Annotated in this window: 15 protein-coding genes; 4 read left to right on the top strand and 11 right to left on the bottom strand. The window is 65.6% G+C overall.

The genetic code is table 11. From position 1 onward, the window contains the following. The first annotated feature begins 96 nt into the window (after positions 1–96). Positions 97–930, top strand: coding sequence for a posphoenolpyruvate synthetase regulatory kinase/phosphorylase PpsR (gene ppsR / locus ACZIYR_RS08610; RefSeq protein ID WP_473033356.1), 834 nt, complete (start codon positions 97–99; stop codon positions 928–930). A 128-nt stretch (positions 931–1,058) separates the two neighbouring features. On the opposite strand, the gene ACZIYR_RS08605 is transcribed toward ppsR, so the two are convergent. From ACZIYR_RS08605 to ACZIYR_RS08580, 6 genes are all read right to left on the bottom strand, one after another. Beyond that, positions 1,059–2,264, bottom strand: a complete 1,206-nt coding sequence (locus ACZIYR_RS08605; protein ID WP_483528900.1) for a CaiB/BaiF CoA transferase family protein — start codon at positions 2,262–2,264, stop codon at positions 1,059–1,061. A gap of 172 nt (positions 2,265–2,436) precedes the next feature. After that, entirely contained in the window at positions 2,437–3,618 is a 1,182-nt protein-coding gene (locus ACZIYR_RS08600) for an acyl-CoA dehydrogenase (RefSeq protein ID WP_483528899.1), read from the bottom strand. A gap of 168 nt (positions 3,619–3,786) precedes the next feature. After that, on the bottom strand, positions 3,787–5,169 hold the full coding sequence (locus ACZIYR_RS08595) for an MATE family efflux transporter (protein ID WP_483528898.1): 1,383 nt from the start codon (positions 5,167–5,169) through the stop codon (positions 3,787–3,789). A 379-nt stretch (positions 5,170–5,548) separates the two neighbouring features. After that, entirely contained in the window at positions 5,549–6,451 is a 903-nt protein-coding gene (gene mmsB, locus ACZIYR_RS08590; RefSeq protein ID WP_483528897.1) for a 3-hydroxyisobutyrate dehydrogenase, read from the bottom strand. A 44-nt stretch (positions 6,452–6,495) separates the two neighbouring features. Beyond that, entirely contained in the window at positions 6,496–7,650 is a 1,155-nt protein-coding gene (locus ACZIYR_RS08585; RefSeq protein ID WP_483528896.1) for an enoyl-CoA hydratase/isomerase family protein, read from the bottom strand. Between the two features lie 56 nt (positions 7,651–7,706). Next, complete coding sequence (locus ACZIYR_RS08580; protein ID WP_473033351.1) at positions 7,707–8,873, bottom strand: acyl-CoA dehydrogenase family protein; 1,167 nt, start codon at positions 8,871–8,873, stop codon at positions 7,707–7,709. A gap of 264 nt (positions 8,874–9,137) precedes the next feature. Between ACZIYR_RS08580 and ACZIYR_RS08575 the strand changes: the two genes are divergently transcribed. Then, complete coding sequence (locus tag ACZIYR_RS08575) at positions 9,138–9,590, top strand: MerR family transcriptional regulator (RefSeq protein WP_473033350.1); 453 nt, start codon at positions 9,138–9,140, stop codon at positions 9,588–9,590. Positions 9,591–9,726: 136 nt separating this feature from the next. Continuing rightward, positions 9,727–11,418, top strand: coding sequence for an AMP-binding protein (locus ACZIYR_RS08570; RefSeq protein WP_483528895.1), 1,692 nt, complete (start codon positions 9,727–9,729; stop codon positions 11,416–11,418). A gap of 114 nt (positions 11,419–11,532) precedes the next feature. On the opposite strand, the gene ltrA is transcribed toward ACZIYR_RS08570, so the two are convergent. The 5 genes from ltrA to ACZIYR_RS08545 form a co-directional block, all read right to left on the bottom strand. After that, positions 11,533–12,864 (bottom strand): group II intron reverse transcriptase/maturase, encoded by a 1,332-nt coding sequence (ltrA, locus tag ACZIYR_RS08565; protein WP_483526804.1) that lies wholly within the window; start codon positions 12,862–12,864, stop codon positions 11,533–11,535. Between the two features lie 727 nt (positions 12,865–13,591). After that, complete coding sequence (locus ACZIYR_RS08560) at positions 13,592–14,170, bottom strand: hypoxanthine-guanine phosphoribosyltransferase (protein ID WP_483528894.1); 579 nt, start codon at positions 14,168–14,170, stop codon at positions 13,592–13,594. A 49-nt stretch (positions 14,171–14,219) separates the two neighbouring features. Next, positions 14,220–15,233: a beta-N-acetylhexosaminidase gene (gene nagZ / locus ACZIYR_RS08555; protein ID WP_483528893.1), complete on the bottom strand. Its 1,014-nt coding sequence runs from the start codon at positions 15,231–15,233 to the stop codon at positions 14,220–14,222. A 119-nt stretch (positions 15,234–15,352) separates the two neighbouring features. Beyond that, complete coding sequence (locus ACZIYR_RS08550; protein WP_473033348.1) at positions 15,353–15,868, bottom strand: L,D-transpeptidase family protein; 516 nt, start codon at positions 15,866–15,868, stop codon at positions 15,353–15,355. Positions 15,869–15,870: 2 nt separating this feature from the next. Beyond that, entirely contained in the window at positions 15,871–16,536 is a 666-nt protein-coding gene (locus ACZIYR_RS08545; protein ID WP_473033347.1) for a TetR/AcrR family transcriptional regulator, read from the bottom strand. Between the two features lie 205 nt (positions 16,537–16,741). Between ACZIYR_RS08545 and lexA the strand changes: the two genes are divergently transcribed. After that, a complete protein-coding gene (lexA, locus tag ACZIYR_RS08540; RefSeq protein WP_483528892.1) occupies positions 16,742–17,386 on the top strand; it encodes a transcriptional repressor LexA in 645 nt (214 codons plus the stop codon). The last annotated feature ends 1 nt before the right edge of the window (position 17,387 follow it).

The raw sequence follows: 17,387 nt of genomic DNA, 5'->3' as shown, positions 1-17,387 counted from the left end.
CGTGCGCTGCCCCCGGCCAGACCGGCGCCGGCTTGCCCGCCTAGCCGACTAGCCCGACAATGGGTGCCCGCCCTTCACCCTGAAAGCCTCATCGCCATGACCCGTACCGCCTTCTTTATTTCCGACGGCACCGGCATCACCGCCGAATCCCTGGGCCGCAGCCTGCTGGCCCAGTTCGTGAACGTCGATATCCGCATGCTCACCAAGCCGTATATCGATTCGGTCGACAAGGCGCGCACCCTGGTGGAAGTGATCAACGCCACGGCGGTCCGCGACGGCCAGGAGCCGATCATCATCGACACCATCGTCGACGAGTCGATCCGTGCCGTGATTCGCGAAGCCACCGGCTTCAAGATCGATATCTTCTCGACCTTTCTCAAACCGCTGGAGCAGGAGTTGGCCACCCGCTCCTCCTATAGCGTGGGCCGTACCCACTCCATCGGTAGCGATGATGTCTACATGGACCGCATCCACTCGGTGCACTTCGCCCTGGACAACGACGACGGCGCCCGCACCCACCAGTACGACAAGGCGGACGTGATCCTGGTCGGGGTCTCCCGCTGCGGCAAGACCCCCACCTCGCTCTATCTGGCACTGCAGTTCGGTATCCGCGCCGCCAACTATCCCCTCACCGAGGATGACCAGGACGAGGACGGCACCCTGAAGCTGCCCAAGGCACTGGCCCAGCACCGCCATAAGCTGTTCGGGCTGACCATCGATCCGCGCCGCCTGGCGGCGATCCGCCACGAGCGCCGGCCCAACAGCCGCTACAGCTCCATGGACCAGTGCGCCCAGGAGGTGGATCAGGCCGAGGCGCTCTACCGCCAGCTGCACATTCCTTACATCGACACCACGCGCTTCTCCGTCGAGGAGATCTCCACCCGGATGATCGCCGAAACGGGGCTGACCCGGCGCTTCTCGCCGAGGTAGGGGGCAAGGGGCAAGGCAGCCTGTCGCTGGCAATACCGATGTACCTTGCCCCTCACTCCTCGAACCTCGCCCCTCGAACCTCGAACCTCGCCCCTCGCCCCTCGAACCTCGAACCTCGAACCTCGCCCCTATCTTACCACCCCTTCGCGCTTCAGCCGGGCGATATCCTCGGCGGTGAGCCCCATCTCGGCGAGTATCGTCGCGCTGTCCTGGCCGAGGCGCGGCGGGGCGACGTCGCTGGTGGCGGGGGCGCCGTCGAAGCGCAGCGGGTTGGCCACCTGCGGCACCTCGAGATCGCCTCGCTGCAGGCTGTGCTGCATGCCGCGGTGACGCACCTGGGGGTCGTCGAAGACTTCGCTGATGGTGTTGATGGGCCCGGCAGGAATACCGCGGGCTTCCAGCTCGGCCAGCCATTCGTCGCGGCTGCCGGTGAGAAAGATCGCCTGGATCAGCGGCACCAGCACCTCGCGGTTGCCGACCCGTGCGGCATTGGTGGCATAGGCGGGGTCCGCGGCCCACTCGGGGTGGCCAAGCAGGTCGGCGAGCCGGGCAAACTGGCTGTCGTTACCCACGGTGAGCACCAGGTGGCCATCCGCGCAGGCGAAGGCCTGATAGGGCACGATATTGGGGTGGGCGTTGCCGTGACGCTTCGGCGACTCGCCGCTGACCAGGGCGTTGAGCGCCTGGTTGGCCAGCGAGGCCACCTGGACATCGAGCAGCGCCACATCCACATGGCGCCCCACGCCGGTGCGAGAGCGCTCCTGGAGGGCCGCCAGCACGCCGATGGTGGCATACAGCCCGGTGGTGACGTCGGTGATCGCCACACCGGTCTTCATGGGCATGCCGTCCGGCTCGCCGCCGATGCTCATCAACCCGCCCATGGCCTGGATCATGAAGTCGTAGCCGGCGCGGTGGGCGTAGGGCCCGTCCTGACCGAAGCCGGTGATCGAGCAGCCGATCAGGCGCGGATTGAGCGCTCTGAGACTGGGGTAGTCGAGCCCATACTTGGCGAGGCCCCCGACCTTGAAGTTCTCGAGCACGATATCGGCACCCACGGCGAGCTGGCGAATCAGCGCCTGCCCCCGGTTGCTGGCGATATCCACGGCCAGTGACTGCTTGCCACGATTGGCGCACAGGAAATAGGCCGCTACCCGCTCAACCTCGTCCTCTTCGGCCAGCCACGGGGGACCCCAGCCGCGGGTGTCGTCCCCGCGCTGAGGGTGCTCGATCTTGATCACGCGTGCGCCGAGATCGGCGAGCAGCTGACCGGCCCAGGGCCCGGCCAGCACCCGCGACATATCGAGCACCGTGATGCCTTCCAGCGGTCCGCTCATCTTGAGCTCCTTGCTCACTCTCAACTGACTCGGAGCTGATCCGGCAACCAGCCTGCGGGGAGGCGCTGTGAATACATCCCTGTACGCTACCTCGGCCATCCATGGTCCTCGGACCTCCTCTTCGCCCTACCCCCGGCGCCCCTCGTTATCGTCAGCGGGTTGTTGGGCTGGATCAGCCGGTAAACGCCTGCAGGCCGGTCTGGGCACGCCCCAGGATCAGGGCATGGACGTCGTGGGTACCTTCGTAGGTGTTCACCGCCTCGAGGTTCATCACATGACGAATCACGTGGTACTCGTCGGCGATGCCGTTGCCGCCGTGCATATCACGCGACACGCGGGCGATGTCCAGGGCCTTGCCGCAGTTGTTGCGCTTGATCAGCGAGATGGCCTCGGGCACCAGCTGACCGGCATCGATCATGCGGCCGACGCGCAGGGCGGCCTGCAGCCCCAGGGCGATCTCGGTCTGCATATCGGCCAGCTTCTTCTGGATCAGCTGGTTGGCGGCCAGCGGACGTCCGAACTGCTTGCGATCCAGGGTGTACTGGCGGCCGGCATGCCAGCACGCCTCGGCCGCCCCCATGCTGCCCCAGGCGATACCGAAGCGAGCGCGGTTCAGACAGGAGAACGGCCCCTTGAGGCCAGTCACATTGGGCAGGCGCTGATCGTCGGAGACCTCCACGTCCTGCATGGCGATCTGGCCGGTGATGGAGGCACGCAGGCTGAACTTACCGTCGATCTTGGGTGCGGTGAGCCCCTTCATGCCCTTCTCGAGGATGAAGCCGTTGATCACGCCTTCGTCATCCTTGGCCCAGATCACGAAGACATCGGCGATGGGTGAGTTGGTGATCCAGGTCTTGGTGCCGTTGATACGCCAGCCGTTCTCGGTACGGGTGGCGCGGGTGGCCATGCCGCCCGGGTCGGAGCCGTGATCCGGCTCGGTGAGGCCGAAGCAGCCCACCCACTCGCCGGTGGCCAGCTTGGGCAGGTATTTCTCGCGCTGCGCCTCGCTGCCGAAGGCGTGGATGGGGTACATCACCAGGCTCGACTGTACGCTCATGGCGCTGCGGTAGCCGGAGTCGACCCGCTCCACTTCGCGGGCGATCAGGCCGTAGCTGACATAGTTCATGCCGGCACAGCCGTAGCCGTCGATGGTGGCGCCCAGCAGGCCCAGCTCGCCCATCTCGTTCATGATCTCGCGGTCGAAGATCTCGTGGCGGTTGGCCTCGAGAACCCGCGGCATCAGCTTGTCCTGACAGTAATCGTGGGCGGTCTGAAGGACCATGCGCTCATCTTCGTCGAGCTGGTCGACGAGACGGAACGGGTCTTCCCAAGTAACGGGGGTAATCTGGCTCATGGCGGGCTCCTGGAGGAATTTCTACATTTTTTTAAAATGTAGAGCATAAAGCCGCCGCTGCCAACCCCCATCCGCCGATTTCTGTGAATCGGGCTGATTCTGCTAAGGCTCGCCGCTTCACTAGCGCATCACGCTTCGCGTCGATGCGTGGGTGCGCGGCTGAGTTGCTCAACCCGCGGGGATCACCTCGAGGCGCCGCTTCAGCTGCCACCAGGCGAGAATCGCCATCAGCACATTGGCGAACAGCATGCCAAGGAAGATCCCGGTGGTGCCGTATGCCCAGCCCCCAAGCCAGGCCAGCGGCACCGTCAGCACGAACAGCCGAACCACCGATAGCCGCATGGCACGGGCGGGTTCATGCAGAGCATTGAGCGAGGACACGGCAAGGATCACCACCCCCTGGGCCCCCAGACCCAGCGGCACCCACCACAGGAAGGCGCGCAGCACCCCGGCCATGGCCTCGCCGTCGGCATAGCTGTCGACCAGCCAGGGCGCCAGGGCCTGCAGCATCAGCCAGACGCCAAACTGCCACACCAGCACGAACCCGAAGCAGCCGAGGATGGCGCGACGCACCCGCTCGCGCTGTCCGGCCCCCAGATTCTGGCTGACCAGCGGCGGCAGGGTCATGGAGAGCGCCAGCACGGCGATCTGGGCGATGGCATCGATACGCGTGCCGACCCCGAAACCGGCTACGGCATGGTGGCCATGGCTGGCCACGATGCGGGTGAGCACCGCCATGGCGAGCGGCGTGAATACGCTAGTGATGGCCGCCGGCAGGGCAATCCGCGACAGTTCCCGCCAGGAGTGCAGCAATCCGCTGAGCGTCAGCCGCTTGAGGTCCAGGCAGTCGCGCAGCTCTCGCTGCCAGAGCAGGGCCAACGTCATCAGCCCCCAGCTAAGCACCGTCGCCAGCGCCGCCCCTTGAACGCCGAGCGCGGGGAATGGGCCCTTGCCGAAGATCAGCAGCCAGTCGAGCAGGCCGTTGAGCAGCGCGGCCAGCGCCATCATCAGCCCGGGGATCAGGGTGTTGCCCTGGGCCCGCAACACGCTGTTGAGCACCCGCGGCACGATCACCATGGCAGCCCCCAGGTACCAGATCCCCATGTAGTCGCGCACATGGGGCATCAGGGTCGCGTCGGCACCGAGCAGGCGAAACAGCGGCTCGAGGGTCGCCAAGCCCAGCAGGCTGACACCCACCCCCACGACCAGCGCCAGCAGGGCGGCATCGGTGGCCCGGCGGCGCACCGTCTCGAGATCCCCCTGCCCGAGTCGCCGTCCAACCACCGCCGAGGTGCCGATGCCCAGCCCGATGGCCAGGCTGATCACCGTGAACACCACCGGGAAGGTGAAGGAGACCGCCGCCAACGGCTCGGTGCCCAGGCGGGCAATGAACCAGGCGTCGACCAGGTTGAAGCTGAGCATGGCCACCATGCCGGCGGCCACCGGCAGGCTCTTGCGCAGCAGCGTCAGGGCGATGGGGCCTTCCAAGAGGTCGCGACGCATGGGTCGGCGGGAGGCAGCGGCGGGTGTCGGGGAGGTAGGTGCGCTCATCAGGGCTCTCGACGAAAAACGGGCACCCGATTGTGCCCGTTTACGGGAGAGGTGCCAAAGGCCGAGGTGTTGCCCGGCGTTGGCGCTCATCGCCAACGTTTCGGCCTCCGCCAGGGCGCCTATCGCGACGGGAACCGACGCTCCTGCATACGAAACATTCTAATGTAGGAGCATCTTTAGATCGCGACTGGAGGCCGCAGGTCTCCCCGGCGGTGTTGCCGATGGGCGCGGTTGTTGCCAACGCCGGCGGCCTCCGCCAGGGCGCCTATCGGCGCCAGTCGCGATGCGGAGCAGCGCTCCTACAGCAAGCCTTGCCAATCTTGTAGCAACTTCAGCTCGCGACTGGGGGCCGCAGGCCTCCCGGGGGTATTCCCCCGCGTCAGTCTTTCTCGCCGGCCCGGTAGAGCTTCTGGATACTGGAGAAGTCCAGCCCGCCGTTGCCCTGGGCGGCATGCAGGGCGAAGAGGTTGCGGGCCTGGGAGCCCATGGGCACGGTGGCCTTGGAGCCCAGCGCCAGCTCCCAGGCCAGCCCCAGGTCCTTGGCCATCAGATCGGTCAAAAACCCACCCTGATAGTCTCGCGAGGCGGCCGAGCCTTCCATCACGCCCGGCCAGGGATTGTAGACGTTGAGCGCCCAGTTGCCGCCGCTGCTCTGCTTCATGATCTCCGAGAGCACCGCCGGGTCGAGGCCGTTCTTGACGCCCAACCCCAAGGCCTCGGCGGTGCCGCTCATGAGGATGCCCAGCAGCATGTTGTTGCAGATCTTGGCCACCTGGCCGGCACCGATGCCGCCGGCGTGGAAGATATTCTTGCCCATGCCCTCGAGCACCGGCTTGGCCTGCGCGAAGCCGGCCGCATCGCCGCCGACGATAAAGGTCAGGGTACCCGCCTGGGCACCGCCCACGCCGCCCGAGACCGGCGCGTCCAGATACGTCAGGCCGCGCTTGGCGGCGGCTTCGCCGACGAAGCGGGCATCGTCCGGCGAGATGGTGGAGGCATCGATGATCAGCGGCTTGCCTTCCAGCGCATCGAAGAGCCCCGGCGAGGCGTCACGCCCCAGATAGAGACGCCGCACATGCTGGCCGGCCGGCAGCATCGAGATGATCACTTCGGCGCCGCTGGCGGCGCTCTGGGCGCTGGCGCAGGCCTCGGCCCCGGCCGTTTCCAGGGCTTTCATGGCGCTGTCGACCAGGTCAAAGACGCTGACCTCGTGGCCGGCCTTGACCAGGTTGCTGGCCATGGGGGCGCCCATGTTGCCAAGACCAATGAAGGCAATTTTCATGCGTATGGCTCCTGAGTTGTCGTTGTAGATTGTCGTCACGTTGGTTAGCTGACCCGCTGCCCATAGCCGAGATCCCGCAGCGGATGCGCCTCGTCGGGCCACATCGGCGCCATGAGCGCCTGGATGTCCGCCTCCGGCACGCTGGCCGCATCGGCATGCTGCCATTGCGGGGCCTTGTCCTTGTCGATCAGCAGCGCGCGCACCCCTTCGGCGATATCCCCTTGACGGCAGCACTGCACCGACAGGTTCAGCTCGTCACGGAAGGCGTCCGCCAGGCTGGTATGGGCGTGTCGCTCGAGCATGCGCCAGACCAGGTGCGCACTCATCGGACTGCCCGCTTCCAGGCGCGAACGGTTGGCGGCGAGCCAGGCATCGTCGGGGGTGTCGTCCAGGATTCGCTGCACGGCGCTGGCGGCATCCACCTGCCCCACCAGGGACTGAATATGATCGAGGCGCGGCCACACCTGCGGCTCGGGGGCCTGGGCAGGCGCCTCCATCTGATCGAGGGCACCCTGTACCCCGGCACGAAGGTCGCGCAGGCTGCGGGTGCCGTAGTCGGCCTCGGTCAGCGCTTCGAGCAGCGCCTCGCGGCGCTCCCGGGGCACGAAGTGATCGGCCATGCCCAGGTCCAGCGCATCGCGGGCATTGAGCTGCGCCCCGGTCAGGCCCAGGTAGGCGCCGACGCCGGTCGGCATGCGGTTGAGAAACCAGCTGGCGCCGATATCGGGATACAGGCCAATGGTGATCTCCGGCATGGCGATGCGCGTGGTCTCGGTCACCAGCCGCTGGGAGGCGCCGGCCATCAGACCCAGGCCGCCGCCCATGACGATACCGTCCCCCCACAGCAGCAGCGGCTTGGGATAGGTGTGAATCCGGTAGTCGAGGCGATATTCGGCAGTGAAGTAGGTCTCGGCGAACACGCTGTCGCGCCCGGCGCCGCGGTTCTCCCCCTCCTCGGTCATGGAGCGGTACAGCGCCACGATATCGCCGCCGGCGCAGAAAGCCTTGTCTCCCGCCCCTTCCAGCCACACCGCCACCACGCTGCGATCCACCGCCCAGGCCTCGAGCTTGGCCGAGAGCTGCTGCGCCATTTCCAGCGACAGGGCGTTGAGCGACTTGGGGGCATTGAGGGTGGCCACGCCGATACGGCCGCCGTCCCGAGTGGGCAGTTCATCGAAGATGACCGCAAGATCCGTCATGCAAAGGTCTCCTGACTGTTCTTGTCTCTTGTCCTGATAATCCTGAATTCAAGCCATTACTGAAGCGCCTCGATCACGCCATCTGCCAGCAGGCGACGCGCCACGATCACGCGCATGATCTCGTTGGTACCCTCGAGAATCTGGTGCACCCGGGTATCGCGCACCAGGCGCTCCAGCGGGTACTCCTTGATGTAGCCATAGCCACCGTGCAGCTGTAGAGCATCATTGCACAGGGTGAATCCCATGTCGGTAGCATGCCGCTTGGCCATGGCGCAATGGACCGTGGCCTCGGGGTCGTTCTGGTCGAGGCGCCAGGCGGCGTGACGCACCATGAGGCGTGCCGCGGTTAGCTCGGTGGCCATGTCCGCGAGTTTGAACTGGAGCGCCTGGAAGCTCGACAGCTCGCGACCGAACTGCTTGCGATCAGCCATGTAGTCGCGGGCCAGGGTCAGCGCCTGCTGCGCGGCACCCAGGGAACAGCTGGCAATATTCAGACGACCGCCGTCAAGCCCCTTCATGGCCAGCTTGAATCCTTCGCCCTCGGCGCCCAGACGGTTGGCCACCGGCACGCGCACATTGTCGAAGCTGATCAAGCGAGTCGGCTGGCTTTTCCAGCCCATCTTCTCCTCGTTCTTGCCGTATTCGATGCCAGCCGCATCGGCCGGCACCGCGATGGCCGATACGCCAGCCGCACCGCTGCCGGGCTCTCCAGTGCGCGCCATTACCACCAGCACATCGGTGGCGCCTGCCCCCGAAATGAACATCTTGGAGCCGCTGATCAGATAGTCGTCACCGTCGCGAACGGCACGGGTGCGCAGGCTGGCCGCATCGGAGCCCGACCCCGGCTCGGTCAGACAGTACGAGCCCAGCAGTTCGCCTGCTATCATGCCCGGCACGAAGCGCTCACGCAGCGCGTCCTCTCCCCAGCTGGCCATCATCCAGGTGACCATGTTGTGAATGGTCAAATAGGCGGTGGTAGAGATACAGCCCTGGGAGAGCTGCTCGAAGATCAGCGAGGCATCCAGACGCGACAGGCCCATCCCGCCCTGCTCTTCCGGCGTATAGATACCGAGAAACCCCGCCTCCCCGGCACGGCGAATGACATCGACAGGAAAGTGCGAGGTCTCATCCCATTCGGCGGCGTGGTCGGCCAGTTCGGCCTTGGAAAAGTCGGCGGCCGCCTGGACAAGCGCCTTCTGGTCATCGGTCAGGGAGAAATCCATCGAGGCATCCTCATGGTTGCGGCTTCAAGGGTCTGGAAGCGTTTCGGGATCTGGAAACTGTTCAGGGTTATGGAAACAATAGCTTGGTAGATCATGGGCCGACTGTCAGCCGCCGGCAGGCCCTACCAACCTAGCACTTGCTAGGTTTTAACGTACTCCACCCTTGGTCGACAAGCACTTTACGTTAACGTCAACGTCGTCTAGTGTTGCGGTTTAGGTGGAGCAAGACCGCAAGACGGCCCGCCCAGTCACAGGAAGGTAGCGATGAGCACACCCAAACCGGAAGCCAGTCCCACGGCCAACGGCACCCTGCCACGGCAGCGCCGCACCTACGCCATCGGGGAACTGGCCCGGATGTTCGAGGTGACCCCGCGGACCATCCGCTTCTACGAGCAGGAGGGCTTGCTGGCGCCGGAACGCCGCGGTCAGACCCGCATCTATCATGAGAAGGATCGGGTCCGTCTGAAGCTGACCCTGCGGGGCAAGCGCCTGGGGTTCTCCCTGGCCGAGATCCGCGAAGTCATCGAGATGTACGACGCCATGCCCGACGGCAATGCGCGTCAGCTCAAGCGTCTGCTGGAGATCCTCGCCGACAAGCGTAGCAACATGGAGCGTCAGCTCGAGGACATCCGCTTGATGCAGCGCGAGCTCGATGACGTGGAAGCGCGTGCCCGCGACGTTCTCGACCGGCTCGACCCGGATCCAGCGGCGCATTGAGCCCGGGACTGCCGGGTGATCGCTCCACCCCCGAACATGCCGCCGGCGCCTGCTGGCCCGCGCGCACCGGGCCAGGCGCCCGCCTCAGCGACACAACCGAGTTTCACGCTTTCGCAACAACAAGACGGGTAATACGATGACACGCCAACACGTCCAGAACAGCTATGTCAGCGGTACCAGCGACACGCCTCTCAAGGGGCAGACCATCGGCGACTGCTTCGACGAGACGGTTTCACGCTTTCCCGACGGCGACGCCCTGCTGAGCCTCCATCAGGGCCAGCGCTATACTTGGAAGGAGCTGCAGCAGGCGGTGGACCAGGCGGCCCGCGCCCTGCTGGCCCTGGGGGTCAAGAAGGGTGACCGGGTGGGTATCTGGTCGCCCAACTGCGCGGAATGGACCATCACCCAGTTCGCGACCGCCAAGATCGGCGCCGTGCTGGTCAATATCAATCCCAGCTACCGCACCCATGAGCTCGAGTACGCCCTCAAACAGTCCGGCACCTCGACGCTGATCCTGCAGGGCAAGTTCAAGACCTCCGACTACGTCGCCACCCTGGCCGAGCTCGCCCCGGAGCTGCGCGACGGCGCCCCGAGCACCTTCACCAGCGCCAAGCTGCCCGACCTCAAACGGGTCATCTGTCTCGACGCCGACCGCGCCCTGACCGGCATGTTCAGCTGGCAGAGCATGCTGGCCCATGCCGCTGAAGTCTCCGCCGAGCACCTGGCAGAGATCCAGGCCACCCTGCAGTTCGACGAGCCGATCAACATCCAGTACACCTCCGGCACTACCGGGGCCCCCAAGGGCGCCACCCTCTCCCACCACAACATTCTCAACAACGGCTTCTTCGTCGCCCGCACCATGGGCTTCACGGAGAAGGACCGGCTGGTGATTCCGGTGCCGCTCTACCACTGCTTCGGCATGGTGATGGGCAACCTGGGCTGCGTGACCCACGGCGCCACCATGATCTATCCGGGCGACGGCTTCGAGCCGGAGGCGACCCTCAAGGCGGTGGCCGATGAGAAGGCCACGGCGCTGTACGGCGTGCCGACCATGTTCATTGCCGAACTCGAACACCCCAACTTCGCCCAGTACGATCTCTCGACCCTGCGCACCGGCATCATGGCCGGGTCGATCTGCCCCATCGAGGTGATGCGCCAGGTCATCGACAAGATGAACATGGAAGACGTCACCATCTGCTACGGCATGACCGAGACCAGCCCGGTGAGTTTCCAGACCCAGACCGACGCACCGCTGGAGAAGCGCGTGACCACCGTGGGCACCATCCACCCGCACCTGGAGGTGAAGCTGGTCAGCCCCGAGACCGGCGCCGTGGTGCCGCGCGGCGAGACCGGCGAGCTGTGCACCCGCGGCTACAGCGTGATGCTCGGCTACTGGAACAACGAAGAAGCCACCGCCAAGTCCATCGACGCCGCCGGCTGGATGCACACCGGCGACCTGGCGACCATGGACGATGAGGGCTATGTGGCCATCGTGGGGCGCATCAAGGATATGATCATCCGTGGTGGCGAGAACATCTATCCCCGCGAGATCGAGGACTTCCTCTACACTCATCCGGCCATTTCCGATGTTCAGGTCATCGGCGTACCCGATGAGAAATACGGCGAGGAAGTGATGGCCTGGGTCAAGCTCGGCGACGGCCAGCGCCTCACCGCCGACGAGCTGAAGGAGTTCTGCAAGGGCAAGATCGCCCACTACAAGGTGCCGCGCTACGTGAAATTCGTCGATGAGTTTCCGATGACCGTCACCGGCAAGATCCAGAAGTTCAAGATGCGCGAAGAAGCCACCCACGAGCTGGGGCTGGCGTAGGCACTACGGCAATGGATGGTTACCGGATAGGGGTCGGGAAGGGCTGTGCCCTCCCCGCCCTCCGAACCGTGCGTGCGGTTCTCCCGCACACGGCTCTCCAGTCGATGGTTTTCCTCATCGGGATTGGCTCGCGTACCGCCAGGCTCCGGCTAGGGTGAAGAGCCCTGCGGTCGCGAAGAACGTATTCGACCAGCGCCATGTGTCCGACCGGGTGTTACCACGCCCCGGGCGCTTCTCCTGCTTGCGCAGCATGGCCCGAAGACGTCGACGAATGAAGCCATCCAGAGGCCGGAACGTCGTCCGATAGGCATGCTGGAAGTAGCCGAACCAGCCTCTCAGCATGGGGTTCAGCGAGGCAATGACGTGCCGCAAGCTCTTGCCTTCCGTCCGCCGCGTCTTGCTTCTCACCTTGTCCTTGAACGCCTTGAGGCTCTTCTTACGCACCCAGCGCCTGCCCGCCTCGAAGCGGTAGCCTAGGAAGTCGAAACCCTGTCCCTTCTGCCGGCAATCGCCGACGTGGGTCTTGTCAGGGTGCAGGGTCAGGCCATTCGCCGCCACCCATTCCTGTACGTGGGCCAGGGCTTGTCGGGCCTCCTGCTCACTGTGGCAGAGAATGACGAAGTCATCGGCATACCGCACCATACGGTAGCCGTGCTGTGTCACTTCCTGGTCCAGCGGATGCAGGTAGACGTTCGCCAACAAGGGGCTAATGATCGCTCCTTGTGGCGTCCCTGACGTGGGGGTCCATCGGCTCATGTCGCTGACAATATCCTGGTTCAACCAGCTTCGTAGCAAGGCCAGCAGTCGACCGTCGCTGATCCGTCCCTCGACGCGGGCCATCAGGCGGTCGTGCGGGATGCTATCGAAATAGCCTTGCAGATCCGCATCCACCACCCAGGTCATGCCCGCCTTGAGCGCCTCATCAACGTCTCGTAGGGCATCCTTGCAGCCTCTGCCCGGCCGGAAGCCGTAGCTCATCGGCAGGAACTCATGCTCGAAGATCGGTTCGATCACGCGCTTGACCGCTGCCTGGACAATACGGTCCTTGACGGTCGGAATGCCCAGCGGGCGCATCTTGCCGTTGCCCTTGGGGATCTCGACGCGTCGCACCGCTTGCGGGCGGTAACACCCCGCTGCCAGGTCGGCCTGGAGCTCCTCAAGGTAGCGTTCGGCCTGCGACGCAAAGCGGGACACGCTTTGCCGATCGACACCCGCCGCTCCCTGGTTGCGGTAGACCTGCAGCCAGGCACTGACCAGGGTCGACGAGCGGTATACCTTGTCGATCAGACTGAACCACTTACGTCCTTTGACGCCGTTATCCAGCGCCGCCAACATGCGGTCCGTCCAGATCGAGCGGTCAATCCCTGCCATCGTGGCGGGTGTTGACGCATCTTGTTTAGCCCCATCGTGGGGCACTGTCGATGCTGTGCTGTCGCGTTCGCTCATCTCTGGTCGTCTCTCGCATCCATCTTCCTGCCTCCCTTCCCTCGACGCAGGTTCTGTTCTCTGCGCCTCCTGTGCGGCGCCTTGGCGGTAGGCAGAGTCCGCGCTCCAGCATCTCTCGATCCCGGCTTTCGCCGGGATGAGCCGTGGCCAGGGCGTGATCCGCACGCCGGTACTATGAAGGCTCTGACTCCTGGCCGCCGTCACCTCGGCCGCCAGGTCTCCCCGATTATCTCGTACACCCTTCCTGACGTTCCGCCTCCAACCACCTGGCAGGTCCCGTCGTCGCTTTGTCCGCCATGCCAGCGCGACGGGTGAGTTTCAGGCTTCGCTATCTCCCAGCGAGCTCGCCACCTGACCCGGCCGAATCGAGTTCGTCATCCTACGGACCGCCAGTTCGCCTCCGGTTGCTCCCCACCCCGCCTCGCGACGACGCAGTTACCTTTGGCTACGGGGCCATGGCTTACCCCGATGCGGACTCTCACCGCACTGTGTGCACGCCTTCTCGGGCGCACTGGGAGGCCGGCTCTGCCGGGCGAATGGAGGCCGAAGGCCTCCCGGCGGACGTCGCCAGCCTCTGCAACACTGCCAGGGCGCCTGGCGGCGCCATTCGCGCGGCGAAGCCGCCCTCCCACAGCCACTCGTCACTGTGCTGAAGAACCCCACGAGCCTCTCGGCCCGTGGGGTTTTCCTATAGCTTAAGGCTTACAGCTCCCGGGCGCAGCCCGGGTCACAACCCCTTCGGCGCGAAGATCCCCGGCGCATTGCGCCAGTAACCCTTGTAGTCCATGCCGAAGCCGAACACATAGCGGTCGACCACTTCCAGGCCGCAGTAGTCGGCCTTGAGGCCCGGCACCGCCTTGCGCTCGTGCTGCTTGTCCACCAGCACGGCGGTGGAGATGCTGGCCGCCCCCGCCTCCCGGCAGTAGTCGAGGATCGCCGCCAGGGTCGCCCCTTCGTCGAGGATATCGTCGACGATCACCACGTGACGCCCGGCCATGGGCACCTCCGGCGAGACGCGCCAGAACAGCTCGCCGCCCCGAATGCCGCCGCGATAGCGCGTGGCGTGGAGATAGTCCACCTCCAGGGGAAAGCCGAGTCGAGTCAGCAGGTGGCCGGTGGTGATCAAGCCGCCATTCATTACGCAGTAGAAGACCGGCAGCTTGTCCCCGAGGTCTTCGGTGATCTGTGCGGCCATGCGGTCCAGGGCACCCTCGACTTCCTGCTGGGCAATCAGGCAGTCGGCGCTGTCCATGACCTCGCGCATGGTGGCCAGGGAGTCGTGGGTCTGGGGGTCGAGTTTCGGCATCGGTATGGCTCGTTTCGACAAGAGGAAAGAAGAGACGGCCGGCGTGAACTCACTCGCCGGCCAGGGCCTCGAGGCGGGCATGTACCCGGCGCCAGCGTCCCAAGGCCTCGAGAGCATCCAGATCGGGACGGGCACGGCCATAGCGCAGTCGGGCCGCAGGACGGAAGGTACGACCGTGACAGGCATCCAAGGCCTCGAGAGCGGCGGCGCGGTCGTTGCAGACCAGCACCATGTCACAGCCGGCATTCAGCGCCGCCAGGGCCCGCTCCCCCGGGTCACCCGCGAAGCCGGCCGCGGTCATGCCCAGGTCATCGGAGAACAGGGTGCCCTTGAAGCCCAGGGATTCACGCAGCATACCGAGCCAGCTGGCAGAGAAACCGGCCGGGCGGGCATCGAAGGCGGAGTAGATCACATGGGCCGGCATCACCCCATCCAGCCGCGTGGCCAGCGCGGCGAACGGCACCAGGTCGTGAGCTCGCAGGCTGTCGAGTGGGCGCGGATCCACCGGCAGCTCGCGATGGGAATCGGCGGCCACGCCACCGTGACCGGGAAAGTGCTTGCCCACGGCGGCCATTCCCGCCTCGTGGAGACCGGCCACGAAGGCACCGGCCATGGCGGCAACGGCGTCGGGATCGGCGGAGAAGCTGCGATCACCGATCACGCTGGAGATCCCGCTATCCACGTCGAGTACCGGGGCGAAAGTGAGGTCGAGCCCGCAGGCGGCCATCTCCATCCCCAGCAGCCAGCCGGCATCCAGGCAGAAACGCTGCGTCACCTCGGGCGCGGCGGAAAAGTCGCGACCGATGCGCCCCATGGAGGGCAGTCGCGTCACCCCTTGGCGAAGACGCTGGACTCGCCCTCCCTCCTGGTCGATACCCAACAGCAGCTCGGGACGGACGCCCCGAATGGCATCACAGAGGGCACGCGTCTGACGCGCATCCTCGAGATTGCGGGCGAAGAGGATCACCCCCCCTACTTCGGGGCGCTTCAGCAGGTGACGCTCCTCATCGGTCAGCTGGGTGCCTTCCAGGTCGAGCATCACCGGGCCGAGAGACTGGGTCATGAGCAGGTTCCTCGGGAATCGAAGGGGGCCGATTCTAGACCAAAGTCATCGACGGGAATAGGCGTGCGGGTCATGATCGAAGCGCAACTTGCGGTACCTCAAAGCTTCGCCGAAAACGCTCAATCATGCAGCCAGACGGGCGTACCGGGGGGCGCCAGGGCAAAGAGCGCCAGCAGCGCTTTGTCCCGCAGGCGGATGCAGCCGTGGGAGCGCGGCACGCCCATGGGTTCGCTCGGCGGCGTACCGTGCAGGTAGATATAGCGACGCTGGCTGTCGACGCTGCCGCCGCGGTTGACGCCTCGCTCCAGGCCGCACAGCCAAAGAATACGGGTGAGGATCCAGTCGCGCTCGGGATGCTCGGCGGCCAGGGACGCCGAGAACACTTCGCCGGTGGGCCGGCGACCGCGAAACACGCTGCCGGCCGGCTGATCGGCACCGATGGCGGCACGGATATAGTGCCAGCCAAGCGGTGTCGCGCCACTGCCCTCGGCCTGACCGGTCCCCGCCAGCGCCGTGGAGACCGGCCATTCGGCAACCGTACGCTCGCCCTGCCAGACCACCAGGCGCTGCTCGGCGACATCGACCTCGAGCCACACCCCTTCCGGCGGGAGCTCCGACAGGCGCGGCGTCCGCATGCTCAGCCGGCCTCGGCGTGCACCGCCGGCGCGGGAGGTAGCGGCGCCTTCATGGCCGCCACCACCACCGGGCGCAGGCGGCGAATGAGGTCGCGCACCGTGACATGTTCCTGATAGTCCTTCTCGGCGATATCGCGCAGCGCATCCAGGCCGGACAGCGTGAAGATGACGGTACCCAGCACGAAGTGCAGCCGCCAGAAACGTTCGGCGTCGGGCAGCTCCGGCGTTGCCTGGCGTACCAGTTCGGTGAAGCGCGTGAAGACGCCGCCATACTCCTGCTGGATATAGCGGCGCAGATGGCCTTGGGCCTGACTATAGGCCAGCCCCAGCAGCTTCATGAACACCTTGAGGCTGTTGCGCTCCGCGGGGACTTCCAGCACCGTGCGGGCCATGGTCTCCAGCAGCAGCTCCAGCGGAATGACCTGACCGGCGTGGCGCGCCTCGAGCTCGTCAAGGGCCCGATGGAAGCGCTCCGTGAAAGGGTCAAGGTAACGCGCGAAGACCGCCTGGATCAGCGACTTCTTGGAGCCGAAATGGTAGTTCACCGCGGCCAGATTGACCCTGGCCTTGCTGGTGATGGTCCGCAGCGAGGTTTCGGCGAAGCCGCGCTCTGCAAACAGGACCTCGGCGGTATCGAGAATCCGGGTGACGGTATCGGTTTGGGCCATCGCTCAGGCTCCGCTGGAAACGGATGTTTTAAACGTAGCTGCATCCTACGTGAAGCGCGGGACTTTCTCAATTCGGCTCCCAAGCCTGCTGTTTGAAACGACTAGAAGGCTGGAACCAGCCTGCCATGACACGCGACTTTTACTGGATGAACCTCCATGCTGTATACTTTCACAATAGAGCACGATACGTTCATCCGGAGGTCGCATGACACGCCCCCTCACCGCCCGCCAGCAGAATGTTTATGACTTCATCGTCAAGACCATGAACGACTTCGGCTACCCCCCCACCCGAGCCGAGATCGCCCGTGCGCTGGGCTTTCGCTCCCCCAACGCCGCCGAAGAACACCTGCGGGCCCTGGAGCGCAAGGGCGTGATCCGGGTCATCCGCGGCACCTCTCGCGGGATTCGCCTGCCCGCCCAGGAGACCGAATCGAACCCCGAGCCCAGCGGAGAGGGCCTGCCGATCATCGGCGAAGTCGCCGCTGGCAGCCCGGTCCTGGCCGCCGAGCATATCGATCGCTACTGCCCCCTGCCGCCGGAGTTCTTCACGCCCCGGGCCGACTACCTGCTCAAGGTCCGAGGCCTCTCGATGAAGGAGATCGGCATCCTCGAGGGGGACCTGCTGGCCGTACATCGCACCGAGCGGGTGCGCGACGGCCAAATCGTCGTGGCCCGGCTCGATGACGAGGTCACGGTCAAGCGCTTTCAACGTCAGGGCCACCGCGTCACCCTGGCCGCTGAGAATCCCGACTTCCCGCCCATCGAAGTGGACCTGCGCCATCAGCCGCTGGAGATCGAGGGTATCGGGGTTGGGGTGATTCGCGGCGGCAACGGCCAGGCCCTGGGGTAAG

The organism is Billgrantia sp. NRB1 (assembly GCF_056921725.1).
The sequence above is the reverse complement of the archived record's forward strand: the minus strand, read 5'-3'. Positions and strand labels throughout refer to the sequence as shown.